A 17,836-nucleotide genomic window follows, 5' to 3' on the forward strand; every position below is an offset into this window, starting at 1 on the left:
GCCAACCCTACACATCTGAACAGAACTCAAGACTCAGAACACTAGGTGCCCTTCCCCTCCTCAGCTCGGGTAGGAGATCGAGCCAAGTGGCGGGCAGGGGATGAGCATGGTGCCGGCGCCGGGACGTTCGACGAAAGCCCGGGCCGCGGCGGCCCGCTCGCGCTGGGATTCCAGCTCGTCGGCGTGCCAGGCGTCGCGCGTGGCGCGGGGGTAGTCCCACGAGTCGTCGATGAGGCTGAGGCTGGTGTTGCCGGAGCTGCGCTGAAAGTCCAATTTCAAGGCGGCCTGTCGGAGTGCGGTCTGGGTCGCGGCCAGGTCGATGCGGGTGATCAGGATGCCGGGGGTGTTCGGTTCGCGGGTCGGCATGGGTGCCTGCGGGAGCAGCGACACCCCGGTGTCGAGGCGGCCGATGTTGTCGACGGTCGCTGTCTCGGCCTCCCTCGACATGATCTGCATTTCCTGGTGCAGCCAGAAGAACTCGTCGAGGTCGGCCTGGGTGATGCGCATCCGCTCATACAGGGCTCGGAAGCGGGGATCGTCGTGCAGCGGACGTATGGGGGCGGCGTGGAGCACCACGCAGTCGTTGAAGCCGGCTGCCACCGCGGCGTCGAGGTGGAAGACGGCCTGGTCCGCCTGTCCGCGTGCGACGGCCAGCACGCTGAGGCTCGCGTGGCCCGCGGCGACGAGCCACGCGCCGTCGGGGCCGAGCGCCGTGGCGCGCGCGACGACGTCGTGGAGGCCCGCGGTGGCGTCGACGCTCTGTGGGGCGCCGCGGAACTCACGCGCGGGCGAGGAGGAGACATCCTGCCCCGGCACCATCGTGGCGGCACCATGGGTCAGGAGCGCCACCAGCAGTTCGTGGACACGGGCGGCCAGTGAGTTGACGGTGTCGACCATGGATCTCCTCGGACTCGGTGCTGAAGAGCGAAAGGGGTGTTACTTCTGTGGCAATCCCCGTGGAAACAACGGGCGGACGGGGTGAGCGGTTCCTGCTCGTCCGCGCCGATCACGTCTTACCGGTCGGGCCGGTAGCCGTCCAGGTCCATGCCCCGGGCCGGGGAGCCGACGACCGCTGCAGGACCTGGGTGACGTGCGGTGGTCAGGTCGCGTAGATCACGGTGGTCACGACGACGATCACGGTGAGCACGGCGCTGACTCCGTGGGTGACGACCGCGGCGACCGGGAAGTTGCGTTCGGCCGCCGCGTCCTCGTCACGGGAGTGGCGGCCGTGGCTCGGCAGCCAGCGGAAGAGCAGGACCGCTCCGAGGGACGCGGCGATCAGGACGAGCGCGGAAGCCGCCCGCCCCGCGGAAGCCACCCGGGCGAAGGTGAACAGCGCCCAGCAGCACAGCCCGGCGACGGCGAGCAGGATGTGCGCGACGATGACGGGCACCGGCAGGCGGGTGATCGCAGCGGCGCGCTGCCGCCGGCCGCCCTCGCGCAGCCAGACCGTCAGCAGATATGCGCCGACGACGGCGGTGAGGATCCAGAAGCCGAGCCCCGGGTACCCCATCCCTCGCTCCTCCCCTGCCCTGCGCCCCTGCCTAATGGCCCATGACAGCAGCCTCCGGTGGCACGTACGGCAACGCGTGAGCCGCCCACCCCTGAAGGGGTGAACTCCGGGGGGCCGACACACCGCTGCGTACTGCTTCTGCTAAGGGCACCGTGGGGGTGGCACCAGCACCACCACCGGAACGGGTCGTAGCGATATCGCGCCAGGACCGGCCGCTCGACGACGCTGGGGACGACCGATCCACCCCAACGGGGAGAACAACACATGCACTTGCTCAGGAAACCGGCGCGCTGGGCCGTGGCCGCCGCTTGCGGGATCCTCGCCGCGACCGCCCTGCCCATGTCCGCCGCGCACGGCGCGACCCCGGCCGGCGCACCTCCCGTACCGGAGCGGTACGCGCACCAGCAGCTCGACTGGCAGCCGTGCAAGGACGGTTCGCTGGAGTGTGCGGCCATGTCGGTGCCGCGCGACTGGTACCACCCCGACGCGGGACCGAGCCTGACGGTGGCGGTGTCCCGGCACCGGGCCGCGGATCCCGCCGCGCGCCGGGGCGTCCTGATGATGGCGGCCGGCGGCCCGGGCGCCTCGGGCCTGGGCCGGCCCGCCGGTCTGGCCTCGTACGCGCCGAAGCTGGCGGCCGCCTACGACATCGTCGGCTTCGACCAGCGCGGCGTCGGGGCCAGCACCAACGTCGTCTGTTCGGACCAGGACACCGTCGACGCCCTGTTCATCAGCGGCGACCTGCGCGACCGGAGCGAGCAGGCCGTCCGCCGCACCCTGGAACGCACCCGGGACTTCGTACGGGACTGCCGGCGCAACTCCGGGGACCTGCTGCCGTACATCACCACCGACCAGGCCGTGCACGACATGGACCTCTACCGCGCCCTCCTCGGCGCCGAGAAGGTCTCCTACTACGGCCCGTCCTACGCCACCTTCCTCGGTGCCTACTACGCGACCGAGTTCCCGCGCCGCGTCGACCGGGTGGTGCTCGACAGCAACATCGGCTTCACCGGCAGCTGGCAGACCTTCATGACCGGCCAGCCGCTCAGCTTCCAGCGCCGGTTCGAGGAGGACTTCCTGCCCTGGCTGGCGAAGAACGACGCCACCTACCACCTGGGCCGGACCCCCCAGGAGACGAAAGCACGCTACGAGGGGCTCCGGACGGCGCTGCGCGAGCACCCTCTGGACCTCGACGGGGCCGTCATCACGCCCAACCACCTCGACGCGGCGGCGACCAGCGCCATATACAGCGGCGGCACCTTCCCCGAGCTCGCGGCCGCCCTCGGTGTCCTGGAGCACCCGGACAGCGCCCCGCCGGCCGCCCGGCAGGCCCTCGCCCGCAAACTCCAGCACCCGCTGGCGGCCGGGTTCGCCGCCGACTTCTTCTCCGTCACCTGCTCGGACACCCCGTGGACCCGCAGCACCGGCTACTGGGTGAGGAAGAGCGAAGCGGACACCCTCAGCCATCCCATGGCCGGAGCCCGGGAGTTGACCTTCGCCTCGGTCTGCGCGGCCTGGCCGCGCTCCACGGCGCCGCACGTCGAGGTGACGGGTGAGGGGCTGCCACCCGTCCTGATGCTCAATTCGGTCAACGACCCGGCGACCCACTACGAGGGCGCCCTGCAGGCCCACCGGGGACTCGCGGGATCGCGTCTGATCACCGTGGGCGGCGGCGACCACGGCGTGTACCAGGCGCACAACGCCTGCGTGGACACCTACGTCGAGGACTTCCTCCTCGAAGGCCGCCTGCCGGCCCAGGACTCCACCTGTGCGGGCAAGCCGCTGCCGGATCCCGCGGCGGGGCCCGCTCCGCGGTTCTGAGGAGTTCGGCGTCGAGCCCCGGTCGGAGTCCCGCGGCCTCGGGTGGATCCGTGGCCGCGGGCCCTGGCGGCTACCCCTCCGCTCCCGTGCGCGTCCGTGTCCATGCACGGGCGAACAGTTCGTGCGGCGGGACCGGGGACAGGAAGCGGGTGAAGGGGCCCTGGGGCTCCGACGCCCCGGCGGACACCAGGTGGGCCGGGAGTTTGGCGGTCTCCACCGGCAGGTGGGGTGCCTTGAACTCCGTCCACGCGCCCGGCACGAAGGCCGTCCGTCCGGCCCGGGCCCGCCTGCCGGTCTGGACGGCGCCCACCGCCACCAGTTCAGCCTGGGCCGCCTTGTGGCGGGCGGGGGTCCAGCCGTTCCAGCGGCGGACGTTCTGGTCGGTGGGCCGGGTCAGGGCCAGGAGCTGGAGGTACAGGGCGGCCGCGTCCGCCCCGACGCCGAGGACGCCCGTGACCTCGGCGACGAGCCCGGGGGTGCTCAGGGCCGGGTTCAGCTCGTGGCCGCCCGGCGGCACCGGGGTCGAGGCCACGCGGTCGACCATCCGGGCGAGCCCCTCGCCGCGCACCGCCTGGATCCGCCGGACGGCCTCCAGCAGACCGAGCAGACCCAGTTCGGCGCACAGCCGCACGGCCCGCTCCACCCGCTCCGGATCGGCCAGTGCGGCCGGCCGCAGGAACACGTCACGACCGGGTACGGAGACCACGAACAGGCCGTCGTCGTAGGCCGTGGACGGCTCCGTGTCCTCCCGGTACAACGGCTCCGGGCAGGGCAGCACGGTTCCCGCATACGGGCTGAAGTCCGGGTCGCCGGCCACCGCGCGGCCCAACGCGAAGTACCAGCCCAGCGGGATCAGCGTCCCGGGGTCGTCCAGCAGCTCCCGCAGCGCGCCGTACAGGCGAACGGCGCCCGCGGCGGCCGGATCACCGACCGGACGCTCCGTCAGCGCCCAGGCCACGACGGACGCGGGCTCGGGGTGGAAGGACCGGCCGGTGATCACCCAGCGGCCGGCCCCGCCGTCCGCCTCGGCGTGGTGCAGGCTGAGCCCACCGCTCCGGTTGCCGACGAGGACGAACCCGGCGCCGGGGAATGCGGCCTCCGCGGGCACCTTGCCGACCGCGAGGGCGCGGGCCCAGCCGTCGCCCAGCCCCAGGTCGGCTTCGAGCGCCCCGGCCAGCCCCTCGTCCACATACGGGGTGGTGCCGAGCAGCTCCGCCCAGACGGCGGCCATCCGCCCGGCCGCCGCGGCCATCCCGCCCGGCGCCCACAGCTCGGCCGGGTCCTCGGGGACGCCCGCCGCGAGCACCGCCCGCCGCCCGGCGTCGCCGAGCCGGTGGCAGAGGTCGCCGTACTCCCTGGCCATGGCCTTGTTCGCCTTGTAGGGGGCGCCCCGCAGCCTCTTCAGGTGCTGGTCGTGGTCCTCCCGGTGGGGCAGCCCGCCGAGTACCAGGGCGGCGATCGACCGCCGGGCGCCCGTACGCCACGAGAAGACGTCCAGCGCGTCGGGCGACAGCGCGAGCGGTCCCCGCTCCGCCACCAGGTGCAGCAGCCGGGGCAGCCGCGCCGCATCGTCCCGGGCGATGGTGAAGGTCGCGCAGTCCTCGGTGCCGGCGCCGGGCGCCGGGTCGGCCGCGGGCTGCACGAAGGGCGCCACGCCGCCGCGTGCGGGGCCGGAGGCCACGAACTGCCCCGCTGCCCGGCACTGTTCCAGTTCCTCCTCGGGTGCCCGGCCGGTGCGCCACTGGCCTCCGCGCTCCGCGAACGGCTGTCCGCTCCAGGTCTCCAGCAGCGCGGCCAGGGCCGCGCGCTCCTCCTCGTCGGTGGTCTCCACGGCGGCCCGCCACGCCACCGCGTCGATCCCGCCGAGCAGCGCGGACCACGCGTCCGGCACCGCGGGCAGGGCCAGGCGGCGTGTCTCGTCGTCGATCCCGCCCCGCAGGTACCGGCCGTCGGCCGCGACCGCCGTCAGTGTTGCGGGCTGCGGCCCGGGTACGTAGGCCTGGTAGGGGCGGACCGGGGGCAGCAGGCCGCCGAGCGCGGGCGCCAGGACGGTGTCCGGGACGGCCGCGCCGAGCTCCACCACCGGCCCCGACCGCATGATGCCCACGCGCCGGGACAACTCCTCGCGCCGCCGCCGGACATCGGCGGCCAGCAGCACGGTGCGCACCACGCCGCCCCCGACGCGCGGCTCGGTCACCTCGGGCAGCACCCGGGCGATCTCCGCGCGTACGGCGGCTTCGGCGTCGGCGGCCGCTCCCCGCGCACCGGCCGCGTCGAGGAGCGCCCGTACGGCGTCGTCGCCGATCGCGCGAAGCGCCTTGGAGGCGTGCTCGTCGCGGGGGGTGAGGAAGTGCCAGTACGCGGGCGGCGGCACGGGGCCCACGCTGTGGGCGGAGGCCCGGTGCCGGCGGTCTGAGCCGGGGAAGCCGTGGACTTCCCACAGGAGCGAGCCGTCCTCGGCGGCATGGCAGCGGATCCTCGACTCGCCCGCGAGTACGGCGTCCTCGCCGCCCTGGGGCATGCGGACGATGCCCCAGGGGCGGCGGCCCGGGCGCCTGCTGCGGTAGCGGGCGCGGCGGCCGTCGATGCCCTCCAGCAGGAAGTCGGTCGGTGAGGGCCCCGCGTACGGCGTGCGGTACAGGACCCGGCAGCCCGTCAGGACGCCGTCCTGGCCCAAGGGTGAGGCCGGCGCGCCGTGCGGCAGGGCCGCGAGGGTCAACTGGTCGCGGAAGAGGGCCGTGCCCGGCGGGGTGTCGGCCGTGCCGTGGACGTCGGGCAGCGTGCCGTCGGTGCCGCGCGCGCCCGTCAACGGGTCGACGCGGGCCCAGCCGCCGTCCGACTGGAAGACCTCCGAGCTCCAGAAGCGGGTGCCGTCGCTCATCTGGAAGTCGTGGTGCCAGATGCCTTCGCGGCCTCCGGGCCGCAGGACCCGCGCGCCGTCGTGCCGGCCGCCGCCGTCCGCCGTCTCGAACTGGTAGCCGAGCCCGCCCTGGATGCTGTCGGCGTACGGCCGCAGCCCGTACCTCTGGTCCGGCTGGAAGACCTCGTCGGGGCTGCCGGACCAGAAGGCGTACGCGCCGAAGGAGTCCGCCGGATCCGTCGTCCAGCTCACCAGGAACTGTCCGCCCGCGAAGTGGACGACATTGCGCGCGGTGTCCTCCGGCAGCCGGTAGGCGCAGGACGCGCGCACGCCCGCGTGGTCGACGGCGACGGCCTTGTGCCGCCCGTACACCGTCAGGACGGGCCAGGTGCACGTCACGCCCGCGATCTCGCCGGGAGCGAAGTCCGCGAGGGCCGCATCGAGGGCCGGCCAGCCCAGCTCCTCCGGCAGCCCCGCCCGCAGGGTCCGCGCGAGCGAACCCGCCAGGTCGAGGGGGGCGAGGACCTCATCGATGCCGTCCAGGGCGGTGGCCGTCGGCCGGTCCAGCAGGTCGCGCAGCTCGTCCACGGCCTCGTCCGCCGCGGCCAGTCCGCCGCCCGCCAGGGCGCCGATCAGGCTCTCGACGCGGCCGTGCACCTCGGCGGCGATGCCCGCGTTCTCGGGGAGCCGGGTGATCGCCGTGCCCGCGCCCCGCAGTGCGGCATGCACGGTGCCTTCCAGACGCGGTCCGAACACCGGGTCCGCCGCGAGGGCCTTGAGGTCGCGCCGCGACCGCTCACCCCAGAAGCTGAGCCTGATCGCCTCTCCCGGGTCCTCCACCGCGAGGCCCTCGGCGAGGCAGAGGTCGAGCAGGTCGGCATCGAGCCCGGGCCAGCGCCAGCGGTCCTCGTGCAGTCTGAGCGGCTGCCCGGCCGCCCGCAGCCGGGGTGCGAACCGGCTCACCAGGTCGAGCAGTTCGGGCGGCATCGGCTGCCGCGACACGCCTCCGTACGGCACCTTGTGGTGGGCGTACGCACACGTGAACCGCCCCAGCCAGGCGGCGATCCCGCCCTCCGGCGTGATGCGCCCGGCGACCACCGCGTCGGCGGCGCCCGAGGCCAGCAGGAGCCGCAGCCAGGCGGCCGCGTCGTTCTTCGACTCCGGGAACACCTCCAGCAGTGCGGCGTACACCTCGTCGTCCTGCGGGTGGTCGGCCAGCAGCGCGGCGACCGCGTCGAGCAGGCGGTCCGGTACGGACTTCCCGCGCGCGGCGCCGATCATCGGGGCGAGCACCCGGGCCTCCTCGGCCGGGTCGAGGCCGGCGGCGCGCACCGAGGCGCGGACCCTGCGGGCCAGATCAGCGGGGAGCTCACCGGGCGAGGCCGCCCAGGTGGTGAGGACCCGTATGTACTCCGTGTGCGCGTCGGCCGGGTCCAGTACGCCGGCCAGCCAGCCCTGGTGGCCGCTCAGCTCCTTGACCGGGAGGGCTCCGGCGCCCGCGAGCAGCAGCACATTCGCCCGGCGCCAGGCGGGGTCCACGGGCAGCGCGTGCTCGCGCTCGGCGGTACGGGCCAGCGTGTACGCCCGCCCGGCGGCCCTCAGGTCCCAGGAGATCAGCCGGTGGGCCATCGTGTCCCAGTACCAGGGCAGGTGGCTCGGCGGCAGCGCACGGGCGAGGAACTCCATCCCGTCCAGGGCCCGGCCCGCCTTCGGGTAGGCCCGGGAGATGCGGTCGCGCACGTCGGCGAGCAGGTCGACCGCGGCGGCTTCCGCCCCGGGGTCATGGGCGCGCGCCCAGTCGGCGTACGCCTCCGACCTGTGGGGTTCCGGCGGAAGGGGGACAGGAAGGTTCATGTGTCCGATCCTGCCACGCACCGCTGACAACGCCGGTCCGAACAGCACCCGTTCGACCACCCGTCGGCCCAGGTCGGGCGTGGTGCGCGCCTTCCCGGCCGCCCGGCGGACCACGACGACCCGGCCCGCCTGGAACACGGGACGAAGAGTCGTCGAACGAGAACGGTTTGTACGTACTCGCGGGTATCGCGACCTGATAGCACCCGGATTTGATACTTCTGGACAGCTCCGGTGTGCGCGCTGTCCGCGGGAAGGACGTGACCGTGCTCGATTTCCTGCGCCCCAAGAACGTCGTCTGCACGTATTGCCAGGCCACCGACAAGGAGGGCGTCGCACGGACCTTGTCCGCGGTGGCCGGCTCGCTGTCGGTGACCTGGCACACCGCGGCCTGCCCGCACTATGCCGCCGACCTGATCCTCGCCGCCGGCTCCGGCTCCGGCACCGGCGAGATCAGGCAGCCCTAGGTGTGGTGTCTCGGGACCTTGGTTACACGAAGTCCTCGAAGGTGAGCTGCTGCGGGATGTCCGCGAGTGGTTCGGGCGGCTGGTCGAAGACGATCCGGTAGTCGCTCCCGGCGGTCCGGCTGATGGGCGGTCGGCCGCCGAGCGCGGTGTGCGGCCGCTCGTGGTTGTAGTAGTTCACGAACTCCGCGAGTGCGACGCGGCGTTCACGCTCGGTTGTGTAGTCGCGGACGTACGCCCACTCGCGGGAGAGCGTCCCGTTATACCTCTCCACCTTCCCGTTCGTGCGCGGCGTGTACGGCCTGGTCCGCTTGTGCTTCGTACCGGTCGCGGCGAGCGCGTCAGCCCAGGTCGCAGACCGGTAGCACGCGCCGTTGTCGGTGAGGCAGCGGCGGATCGGTGTGATGCCGTGGGCGGCGAAGAAGGCAACGGCACGATGCCAGAAGGCGACCGCGGTGAGGGCCTTCTCATCGTCCAGGGCCTCGGCGTAGGCGAGCCGGGAATGGTCGTCGAGCGCCGAATGCAGGTACGTGTATCCGACCTTGCCGGTGCCGGGACCGGTGCGTTTGGAGGCGCGGGCGGACTCGGTGCCGACGCCGTGCATCCGCCAGCCGCCGCCGGTCGGGATACGTCCGAGCTTCTTGACGTCGACGTGGACCAGGTCGCCGACCCGGTCGTGCTCGTAGCGGATGACCGCGCGCAGCTGCTCGCCGGTCGGTGGATCGAGGTCCCGGAGCCGGTTGAGTCCTCGCCTCACCAGGATGCGGTGGATGGTCGCCGGCGCGAGTGTGACGCCGTGCAGCCGCTGTAGGTCGGCGGTGAGCCGGGCTGGCTCGTGCTTGGTCTGCCGCCGCAGCGCCTCCACCAGGTCGGCGATGACCTCGGGGGTGCGGGCGGGGCTCGTAGCGGGGCGGGAGGAGTGGTCGAGCAGTCCGTTCTCGCCGTGCGCGCGCCAGCGGGCGTACCACTTGGCCAGGCAGCGGCGGGAGATCCCGGCTTCCGCAGCCACGTGCGCGATCGGACGTCCGGCGTCGATCCGCAGACACAAGCGCAGACGTCCTTCGGGGGTCAGCGGTGCGTTCCGGTGTCCCCTGCTGGTGGGGCTCCTGGACTCGGCGGCCGCGTTCACCGGGAGCCCTGGGACCTCAGGGCTCCCGCGTGAGCGGCTGTGCGTGGCGTCAGCGTGCGAACTTTTCGATGGCCGCTGGGGTGACGGGCGTGAAAAAGTTGACGAGGTTGCCGTCGGGGTCGCGGAACAGCAGCGACCGGTTGCCCCAGGGCATCGTGGTGGGCTCGGTGACGAAGTCGGTGACGAAGCCGGTCAGGTTCTGGTGAACGCGGTCCACGTCGTCGACGAGGAACTCGGTGATCACGCTGTGGTTGTCCGCCGGGCGGGCAGAGCCCGGGGCGAACAGCGGGACGGTGCGGGTGCCGGCGATCGCGAGGGTGGCGCCCGCGGTGTTGAGTTCGGCGAAGTCCTCGGTGGCCCACGTCGCCCGTGCCCCTGTGGCTCGCTCGTAGAACTCGACGAGGCGCGCTACGTCGCTGGTGATGATGCGGATCGAGACGAACTCCATGGGGATCTCCTTGGCTGTGCTGGAGGTGTGCACGTCGCAGGCTAGGAGAAATAGTGGACAGAATCGGTCCTGTATTCGCGTTAGGTTGTGCACATGCCCCGACCCACTGCCCGCGTGCTGACACTCCTGGAGCTGCTGCAGTCGGGCGGCACCCGGACGGTGGCCGAACTAGCCGACCGGCTCGGCGTCGAGGGGCGCACCGTGCGGCGGTATGTGGACCAGCTGATCGACCTGGATGTGCCCGTGGAATCGGTGCGCGGCCGCTACGGCGGGTACCGGCTCGCCCCCGGGTACCGCTTGCCTCCGCTCATGCTCAGCGACGACGAGGCGCTGGCCGTGCTGCTCGGCCTGGTCGCCGGCCGCCGAGCAGGGCTGACGACGACGGAGCACACGGCAAACGAGACGGCATCGGCGAAGATCCGGCGGGTGCTGCCCAAGCACATCGCCCGCCGGCTCGACACACTCCTGGAATCCCTCGCCTTCACGGAACAGCCCGGAGAGTTCGACACCCCGGACGCCGGGGTCCTGCTCACCATCGCCGATGCGGTGCGCCACCGCCGACCGGTCTCGATCCGCTACACCGACCGCGACGGACGGCGCAGCGAACGCACGCTGCACGCGTACGGGATCGTCGCCCATTCGGGCCGGTGGTACGTCACGGGCAAGGACGCCCAGATCGGCGAGGACCGAACCTTCCGGCTCGATCGCATCGCAGACGCGCGGACCCTGCCCGGCTCATTCGAAGCGCCCCTGGGTCCCGGTCCGGCACAGCGCGTGTTGTCAGCGTTCGCCACGGCCGAGTACCGGCATGAGGTGACCTTGCGGATCCACGGGACAGTTGAGCAGATCCGCGCCCACCTTCCCGCCAGCGTCGCGAGCCTGGAGGAGCACGAGCCCGCGGCAGGCCAGGACCGGGCGACCGAGCGCTGGCTGCGCGTCGAACTGCGGGCGGAGCGGCTCGACTGGTTGCCTCCAGTACTCGCCTCACTCGACCGGCCGTTCGTCATCGAGCGCCCCGATGAACTGCGCGACCTCGTCACCGCGCTCGCCGATCGCCTTGCGTCCTACGCCCGCCAAGCCTGACCGCGAGGAACCAATGTCATGAGATGGCACACCTAGGCGGAGCCGGGGACGAGGCCGTCGGCCACCAGGCCGGCGAGTACCGCCTCCCCCAGGGCGTGCACGGCGGACTGGGGGCGGACCATCACGGTGAACTCCGCGACCCGGCCCGCCTCGTCGAGCTGGAGCAGGTCGATCCCATGGATCTGCTTGCCGTTCGCGACGGCCCGGAAGGGCAGGATCGCCGACGGTGCCTCCGTGCCGTCGGCGCTGGTCTCGGCCACGCCCTCCAGGTGCCCGACGTAGCGGAGCTCCTCGAACACGCGGAACAGCACTCCGAAGAGTCCCAGCACCATCGGCTTGCCCTCGAACGGCGTGAACTTCACCGGGCTGTAGAACCGGATGTCCTCGGTGAACAGGTCGTCCAGCGCGGCGAGATCGCGCTTCTCCACGGCGGCGCGGAAGCGTTCGGCAGTCTCCATGACCCCTCCTGATACTCAAGGATATGACTAGTCGCTTTCTTGAGTATCATGCACCGGACGGACGAGACGGGGAAGGGGCTGCGGCGATGGCCTTGAGACATGCCGTGCTGGCGGCGCTGCTGGACGGCGAGTACAGCGGGTACCAGCTGGCGAAGGTGTTCGACGTCAGCGTCGCGAACTTCTGGCACGCGCTCCCCCAGCAGCTGTACGCCGAGCTGGCCAAGCTGGAGAAGGAAGGCCTGGTCGCAGGGAGGCAGGTGGTCCAGGAGACGCGGCCCAACAAGCGGCTGTTCCAGGTCACCGCCGCCGGCCGCGCCGCGCTGGAGGGGTTCGCCGCGGCGGCGTCGAAGCCGTCGGTCATCCGCGACGACCTGCTCGTCAAGGTGCAGACCGCGGACCGCATCGGCACCGCGCCGGTGATCGGACAGCTCGAAGAGCGGGCGTCCGCCGCCGAGGCCAAGATCGAGCTGCTCGGCAAACTGCTGCGGCAGATGCGGGGCGACATGGACGAGGCGGAGTTCCTGCTGCGCGGCGAGCGGATCGGCGGGTACCTGACGTGCCTGCGCGGCGTGGCCTTCGAGCAGGGCCACCGGGAGTGGTGCCTGCGGACCGCGGCCGTCCTGAGGGAAAGGCAGGCCCCCCGTGCCGAACGGTGACTACCTGCGCTACGTGGCCCTGGGCGACAGCCAGACCGAAGGGATGGGCGACGGGGACGACACGGCCGGCCTGCGGGGCTTCGCCGACCGGCTCGCCGAGCACCTCGCGGCCGTCAACCCCGAGGTCCGCTACGCCAATCTGGCCGTACGGGGACGCAAGGCCGGTCAGGTCCGCGCCGAGCAGCTGGGGCCCGCCCTGGCCCTGCGCCCCGACCTGGCGACCGTCGTCGCCGGGGTCAACGACATGCTCCGGCCCCGGTTCGACGCCGCGGAGGTGGCCGGGCACCTGGAGGAGATGTTCGCGGCGCTGACGGCCGCCGGAACCCACGTGGTGACCGTGACGTTCCCCGACGTGGGAGAGATGGTGCCGCTGGCGCGGCCGCTCGGGTCCCGCGTGTCCGACCTCAACACCCGCATCCGCGCGGCCGCCGCACGCCACGGGGTTACGGTCGCCGAGGTCGGCCGGCATGCGGTCGCCACCGATCCCCGGCTGTGGACCGCGGACCGCCTCCACGCGAGCCCCGTCGGCCACGCGCGGATCGCCGCGGCCCTCGCCCAGGCCATCCGGCTGCCCGGAAGCGACGACAGCTGGACCCTTCCCTTGCCGCCCCGGCCGGTACCGGGCCGCCGGCAGGCCGCGGAAGCCGAACTGCGCTGGGTGGCCGGGTTCCTCGGCCCCTGGATCGGACGCCGCCTGCGCGGCCGCTCCTCCGGCGACGGCCGGACCGCGAAACGCCCCGAACTCCGGCCCCTGGGTTAGCGCGACGCGCCGTCGCGCCGCCGGTCCCACCGGCGCCGTCGGCTATCGTCCGTCACTGCACCGCAGGAACGAACACGGGGGATGTGACGGGTGACCGGGAAAGACGTTCTGGCGCAGCGCTTCGAGGAGCACCGCGGCCATCTGCGGGCCGTGGCCTACCGCATGCTGGGCTCGCTCACCGAAGCGGAGGACGCCGTCCAGGAGGCCTGGCTCAAGCTGAGCCGCTCCGACACCGACGCCGTGGACAACCTGGGCGGCTGGCTGACGACGGTGGTGGGCCGGGTGTGCCTGGACATGCTCCGGTCGCGCACCACACGGCGCGAGGATCCGCTGCACGACCAGGACGGGCAGGTCCGGCTCCCGGACCCGGTCGTCAGCCGAGCGGACGGCCTCGACCCCGAGCAGGAAGTACTCCTGGCGGACTCGGTCGGCATCGCGCTGATGGTCGTACTGGAGACCCTCTCGCCCGCCGAGCGCCTCTCCTTCGTCCTGCACGACATGTTCGCCGTACCGTTCGACGAGATCGCTCCCGTCCTCGGGCGTACCGCGGCCACGACCCGGCAGATGGCCAGCCGCGCCCGCCGCCGCGTCCAGGGCGGGGCTCCCGCTCCCGACACCGATCCGACCCGGCTGCGCGCGGTCGTCAACGCTTTCCTGGCCGCCTCGCGCGGCGGGGACTTCGAGGCCCTCGTCAGCATCCTCGACCCCGACGTCGTGGCGCGCTCCGACGGCGGCACGCTGCGCCCCAGCATCCTGCGCCGCGGCGCGACCGATGTCGCCTCCCAGGCGATCACCTTCGCCCGCTTCGCCGAGGGCGCCCACCCGGTGCTGGTCAACGGCACCCCCGGCGTGGTCGCCGTAGCGCAGGGCCGGCCGGTCTCGGTCATGGCGTTCACCGTCGCCGACGGGAAGATCACCGCCCTCGACATCCTCACCGACCCCGAGCGCCTCGCGCGGATCGACCTGGGCTTCATCGACGGCTGAGCGTCGGCGGACCCTCCCGTGGGCGCGGCGGACCCGACCGGCCCGCCGCACCCACGGATTCCCCCCAGGGCTGTCACCTTCGCCCGGCGGGGCGGGTCAAGGGGGTATGACCACGAAGACATTCGCCCTCGCCCTCCCGCTGGCCGCCGCCCTCGTCGCCGCGACGGCCGCCTCGCCCGCCACCGCCGCCCACCCGGCTCCCTGGCGCAGTGCCTGGAACGCCTCCCAGCAGGCCCCGGCCCACACCACCTGGTACCCCAACTGGTCGGAGGGCGGCTTCGACAACCATTCCGTGCGCCAGACCATCCGCGTGGGCGCCGAGGGCTCCGAGCTGCGCGTCCGCCTCTCCAACGCCTTCGGCACGACCCCGCTGCGGCTGACCGGCGCGACGGTCGCCAGGAGCACCGGAGGTGCCGCCGTACAACCGGACACGGTGCGGCCGCTGCGGTTCAGGGGAGCGGGAGCCGCTACGGTCCCCACCGGCGGGGAGTTGTCGAGCGACCCGGTCGCCCTGCCCGTCCGGGCCTTCGAACAGCTCACCGTGACCTTCTACTTCCAGGGCCCCACCGGTCCGGCCACCTTCCACAACGTCGCGATGACCACGTCCTACCGCGCCGCCGGGGACCACCTGCGCGATCCGGCGGCGGACGCGTTCTCCGAGGCCGGCTTCTCCTGGTACTACCTGGCCGGCGTTGACGTGAAGAACCTCCGCCCCGGCGGCCCGGGCGGGGGCCGGGGCGCGGTCGTCGCCTTCGGGGACTCCCTCACCGACGGCTACGGGGCGACCCCCGGCGCCGACCGCCGCTACCCCGACGAACTCGCCGAGCGCCTCGCCTCGCAGGGCCGTCCGCGGACCGTGCTCAACGCGGGCATCGGCGGGAACAAGGTCCTGGGCGACTCGGAGTGCTTCGGGGAGAGCGCCCTGGCCCGGTTCCGGCGCGACGCCCTCGGCCGTCCTGACGTCGCCACCGTCGTCGTCCTCGAAGGCACCAACGACATCGTGATGCCCGACGGGCCCGCCGACCACTGCACGACGCCCGGCCCCGAGGTGACCGCCGAGCAGATCATCGCCGGGCACCGGCAGCTCATCCGCGAGGCCCGCACCCGTGGCGTCAGGGTCATCGGCGCGACCATTCCGCCGTACTACGGCTTCGAGCACTGGACGGAGCGCGGTGAGAAGGTCCGCAGGGCGGTCAACGAGTGGATCCGTACGAGCGGTGCGTACGACGGGGTCGCGGACTTCGACCGGGTGCTGGCCGCCCCGGTCGACCCCGCCCACCCCGAAGCCGTCGCGATAAAGCAGGAGTACGCCTTCGGCGACCGGATCCACCTCAACGACGCCGGGTACAAGGCGATGGCCGAAGCCGTCGACCTGAACTCTCTGTAGGCCCGGCCGGTCACGAGGCGCTCTCCTCGGAACCGGGCAGGAACTTGCCCGCTTTCAGGGCGAGCTGCCGGGCGAAGTAGGCCGCCGCGTCGGGCCGCATCCGGGCCAGGGCGACCATGCCCGTGATGACGACGTCGCAGACCTCGTCGTGGACGTCCTCCCAGCTGTGGGAGTGCCCCTTGCGGGGGTTGGTGCCCTTGGCGCCGATCACGGCCTGGGCGGCTTCGCCGAACTCCTCGCCGATCTTGAGTACTTGGAGCAGGTGGCTCTCCTCCGGCTCCAGTCCCATCTCGGCGTCGGAGGCGTCGAAGCGGTCGGCGAGGGCGGTGATGGTGTCCCATGTGGCGGTCACGGCGTGCGGTGCCTCCCTGTTCCCGTGCCCGTGCGCGGCGGCGCCGGGCAGGGGCAGCACCCTACCGGCGGCGTGACGGTCCCGATCTCGTTGGAGAACTCTTCGCGACTGCCAGTAAGTTGATCGCATGCGTCTGACGAAGTACGGCCACGCCTGCGTCCGCCTCGAAGCCGGGGACCACGTCCTCGTGATCGACCCGGGAACGCTGTCCGAAGCGGAGTCCCTCGTCGGAGCGGACGCCGTACTCATCACCCATGAGCACGAGGACCACGTCGACGTCGCCGCGCTCAAGGCGGCGCGCGAGCGCAACCCCGCGCTGACCGTCCACACCCACGCCGCCCTGGCCGCGGAGCTCGGCGACGGCGTGACCGCCGTCGAGGCGGGTGACGCCTTCACCGCGGCCGGCTTCTCCGTGCGCGCCGTCGGCGGCGCGCACGCCGAGATCGTCGACGGCCTGCCCGGATGCCCGAACCTCGGTTTCGTCGTCGACGGCGTCTACCACCCGGGCGACTCGCTGTTCGTGCCCGCCGAGACGGTCGAGACCCTGCTGGTACCGGCGTCCGGACCGTGGCTGAAGACGGGTGAGGCGGTCGAGTTCGTGCGTGCGGTGAAACCGGCCCGCGCCTTCCCCATCCACGACGCCCTCGTGAACGAACTCGGCCAGGACAACTTCGACCGGTGGCTGGACTGGAAGGGCGGGACCGACTACTCCCGCGTCCCGCTGGGCGGTTCGGTCGATCTGCCGTAGCCCGCGGTCGTGTACGGGCGCCCGCCGGATCCACTGGGGCGGGCGGCCCCTCGGGGCGGGCGCCTGACGGACCACCGCGGTAGGGACGTCAGACCGATCGCAGGGGCGGGACGTTCCTCGTGAGCGCGGCGGCCGGCAGCAGGATGCTCGGCTCGCCGCCGGGGTCCTCGGCCATCACCACGCCGGCCGCCTGGATGTCGAAGCCCACCGGCCAGAGGGTGAGGTCGCTCGCCAGCGCGCCCTCCAATGCCGCGCGTGTCAGGTCGGCGCCGGTGAGGTCGGTTCCCCGCAGGTCGGCCAGCCTCAGATCCGCACCGGTGAACTTGGCGTCGTGGCACCGCGCCTTGCGCAGGTTCGCCTCCCGCAGGTCGGCGTCGGAGAAGTCGGCGTCACCGAGGTCGGCCCTGACCATGCGGGCGCCACGCAGGTCGGCTTCGATGCAGCGGATCCGGTGGAGAATCGACGTCCCGAGCTCCACGTGCCGCATGTCGGCCGCGATCAGCGATGCCCCGGTCAGGTTGACCCGGTAGATGCTCGCTGCCTCCATACAGGCTCCGTCGAAGTTCATGTGGTGCAGCCACAGTCCGTCGCAGTCGGCCCGGCGCAGGTCGGTGTAGCTGAGGTTGAGCCAGTCGGGCCGCCGGTCCTGGCACAGGACACCGAGGCCGGTGAGCGCCACCTGGGCATCCGCGGCACGGGTCTCCAGAGGAGGCACGGAGTTGATGGAGGTCTGCGCCGCCGGGGACTCCGGCCCTCGCGGGGGCCACGGCAGATGAGTCCGCAGGAACGCGGCCATGATCGAGACGACCGCCTCACGGTCGTGCGCCGAATGGTCCGCGATCCGCCACAACGCGTAGAGACCGCCGATCCGCACGTCCAGCTTCTCACTGCCGAGCTGGTCGACCGCCCGGCTGAAGCGGTCGGTGATGTGCCCCTCCCGGGTGGCGTTCAACCCCTCCTGGCTGACCCTCAGCTGCCGCCAGGTGGCGTACGCCCCGAAGAGGACGACGGCGCCACCGACGGCCTGCAGGAGCGTCGTGCGCACGTTGTTCACGGCGCCGAGCCGTTCGGCGGCCCCGATCCGGGCACCCGCGAGATCGCGGTCGACCACCGGCCCCGGCAGCACGACGATCACGACGGTCAGCGCGGCGAATACGGCAAGTACCGCCGCCGCAGCGATGAGAACGGCCTTGACCCGACGCCCCCGCGGGGCGACGGGCGTGCGGCGTCCATGAGCAGATCCCCCTGTATCCATGCGCACATGATCGCAAGGGTCGGCGCCACGACAGTCGGCAGAGGCGGTGATTGTCCCGTTGTCGACG

At 72.7% G+C, this 17,836-nt stretch carries 16 protein-coding genes; 8 read left to right on the forward strand and 8 right to left on the reverse strand.

What is annotated here, in order from left to right; all coding sequences use genetic code 11:
• Positions 1–60 precede the first annotated feature (60 nt).
• Positions 61–897 (reverse strand): hypothetical protein, encoded by an 837-nt coding sequence (locus OG429_RS04905; RefSeq protein ID WP_328924041.1) that lies wholly within the window; start codon positions 895–897, stop codon positions 61–63.
• Positions 898–1,099: 202 nt separating this feature from the next.
• Positions 1,100–1,513: a hypothetical protein gene (locus OG429_RS04910; protein WP_328924042.1), complete on the reverse strand. Its 414-nt coding sequence runs from the start codon at positions 1,511–1,513 to the stop codon at positions 1,100–1,102.
• A gap of 264 nt (positions 1,514–1,777) precedes the next feature.
• Here OG429_RS04910 and OG429_RS04915 point away from each other — a divergent pair, with 264 nt between their 5' ends.
• A complete protein-coding gene (locus tag OG429_RS04915; protein WP_328924043.1) occupies positions 1,778–3,334 on the forward strand; it encodes an alpha/beta hydrolase in 1,557 nt (518 codons plus the stop codon).
• Positions 3,335–3,404: 70 nt separating this feature from the next.
• Here the strand turns inward: OG429_RS04915 and OG429_RS04920 are convergent, their stop codons facing one another.
• The gene (locus OG429_RS04920; RefSeq protein WP_328924044.1) at positions 3,405–8,186 is read right to left on the reverse strand and encodes a hypothetical protein; all 4,782 of its coding nucleotides are present in this window, start codon (positions 8,184–8,186) and stop codon (positions 3,405–3,407) included.
• 125 nt (positions 8,187–8,311) lie between these two features.
• On the opposite strand from OG429_RS04920, the gene OG429_RS04925 reads away from it, so the two are divergent.
• Positions 8,312–8,512: a hypothetical protein gene (locus OG429_RS04925; RefSeq protein ID WP_328924045.1), complete on the forward strand. Its 201-nt coding sequence runs from the start codon at positions 8,312–8,314 to the stop codon at positions 8,510–8,512.
• Between the two features lie 22 nt (positions 8,513–8,534).
• Here the strand turns inward: OG429_RS04925 and OG429_RS04930 are convergent, their stop codons facing one another.
• Both OG429_RS04930 and OG429_RS04935 read right to left on the reverse strand, forming a co-directional pair.
• Entirely contained in the window at positions 8,535–9,638 is a 1,104-nt protein-coding gene (locus OG429_RS04930) for an IS481 family transposase (protein ID WP_328924046.1), read from the reverse strand.
• Positions 9,639–9,687: 49 nt separating this feature from the next.
• Positions 9,688–10,086 (reverse strand): VOC family protein, encoded by a 399-nt coding sequence (locus OG429_RS04935; protein ID WP_328924047.1) that lies wholly within the window; start codon positions 10,084–10,086, stop codon positions 9,688–9,690.
• Between the two features lie 93 nt (positions 10,087–10,179).
• Between OG429_RS04935 and OG429_RS04940 the strand changes: the two genes are divergently transcribed.
• Complete coding sequence (locus OG429_RS04940; RefSeq protein ID WP_328924048.1) at positions 10,180–11,169, forward strand: helix-turn-helix transcriptional regulator; 990 nt, start codon at positions 10,180–10,182, stop codon at positions 11,167–11,169.
• Between the two features lie 32 nt (positions 11,170–11,201).
• On the opposite strand, the gene OG429_RS04945 is transcribed toward OG429_RS04940, so the two are convergent.
• Positions 11,202–11,627, reverse strand: coding sequence for a nuclear transport factor 2 family protein (locus tag OG429_RS04945; RefSeq protein ID WP_328924049.1), 426 nt, complete (start codon positions 11,625–11,627; stop codon positions 11,202–11,204).
• A gap of 86 nt (positions 11,628–11,713) precedes the next feature.
• Here OG429_RS04945 and OG429_RS04950 point away from each other — a divergent pair, with 86 nt between their 5' ends.
• From OG429_RS04950 to OG429_RS04965, 4 genes are all read left to right on the forward strand, one after another.
• On the forward strand, positions 11,714–12,283 hold the full coding sequence (locus OG429_RS04950; RefSeq protein WP_328924050.1) for a PadR family transcriptional regulator: 570 nt from the start codon (positions 11,714–11,716) through the stop codon (positions 12,281–12,283).
• Positions 12,270–13,043 (forward strand): SGNH/GDSL hydrolase family protein, encoded by a 774-nt coding sequence (locus tag OG429_RS04955; protein ID WP_328924051.1) that lies wholly within the window; start codon positions 12,270–12,272, stop codon positions 13,041–13,043. Before OG429_RS04950 ends, OG429_RS04955 begins: the two co-directional genes overlap by 14 nt.
• A gap of 90 nt (positions 13,044–13,133) precedes the next feature.
• The gene (locus tag OG429_RS04960) at positions 13,134–14,027 is read left to right on the forward strand and encodes a sigma-70 family RNA polymerase sigma factor (protein ID WP_328924052.1); all 894 of its coding nucleotides are present in this window, start codon (positions 13,134–13,136) and stop codon (positions 14,025–14,027) included.
• Between the two features lie 106 nt (positions 14,028–14,133).
• Complete coding sequence (locus tag OG429_RS04965) at positions 14,134–15,414, forward strand: SGNH/GDSL hydrolase family protein (RefSeq protein WP_328924053.1); 1,281 nt, start codon at positions 14,134–14,136, stop codon at positions 15,412–15,414.
• Between the two features lie 10 nt (positions 15,415–15,424).
• Here the strand turns inward: OG429_RS04965 and OG429_RS04970 are convergent, their stop codons facing one another.
• Positions 15,425–15,766 carry a MazG-like family protein gene (locus OG429_RS04970; RefSeq protein ID WP_328924054.1) on the reverse strand — a complete coding sequence of 114 codons (342 nt, stop codon included), beginning with the start codon at positions 15,764–15,766 and terminating at the stop codon, positions 15,425–15,427.
• A 127-nt stretch (positions 15,767–15,893) separates the two neighbouring features.
• On the opposite strand from OG429_RS04970, the gene OG429_RS04975 reads away from it, so the two are divergent.
• The gene (locus tag OG429_RS04975; RefSeq protein WP_328924055.1) at positions 15,894–16,514 is read left to right on the forward strand and encodes an MBL fold metallo-hydrolase; all 621 of its coding nucleotides are present in this window, start codon (positions 15,894–15,896) and stop codon (positions 16,512–16,514) included.
• 88 nt (positions 16,515–16,602) lie between these two features.
• Here OG429_RS04975 and OG429_RS04980 read toward each other — a convergent pair whose 3' ends face one another.
• Complete coding sequence (locus OG429_RS04980) at positions 16,603–17,769, reverse strand: pentapeptide repeat-containing protein (protein ID WP_328924056.1); 1,167 nt, start codon at positions 17,767–17,769, stop codon at positions 16,603–16,605.
• Between the last annotated feature and the right edge of the window lie 67 nt (positions 17,770–17,836).

The sequence above is a fragment of the Streptomyces sp. NBC_00190 genome, assembly GCF_036203305.1.
GTDB lineage: Bacteria > Actinomycetota > Actinomycetes > Streptomycetales > Streptomycetaceae > Streptomyces.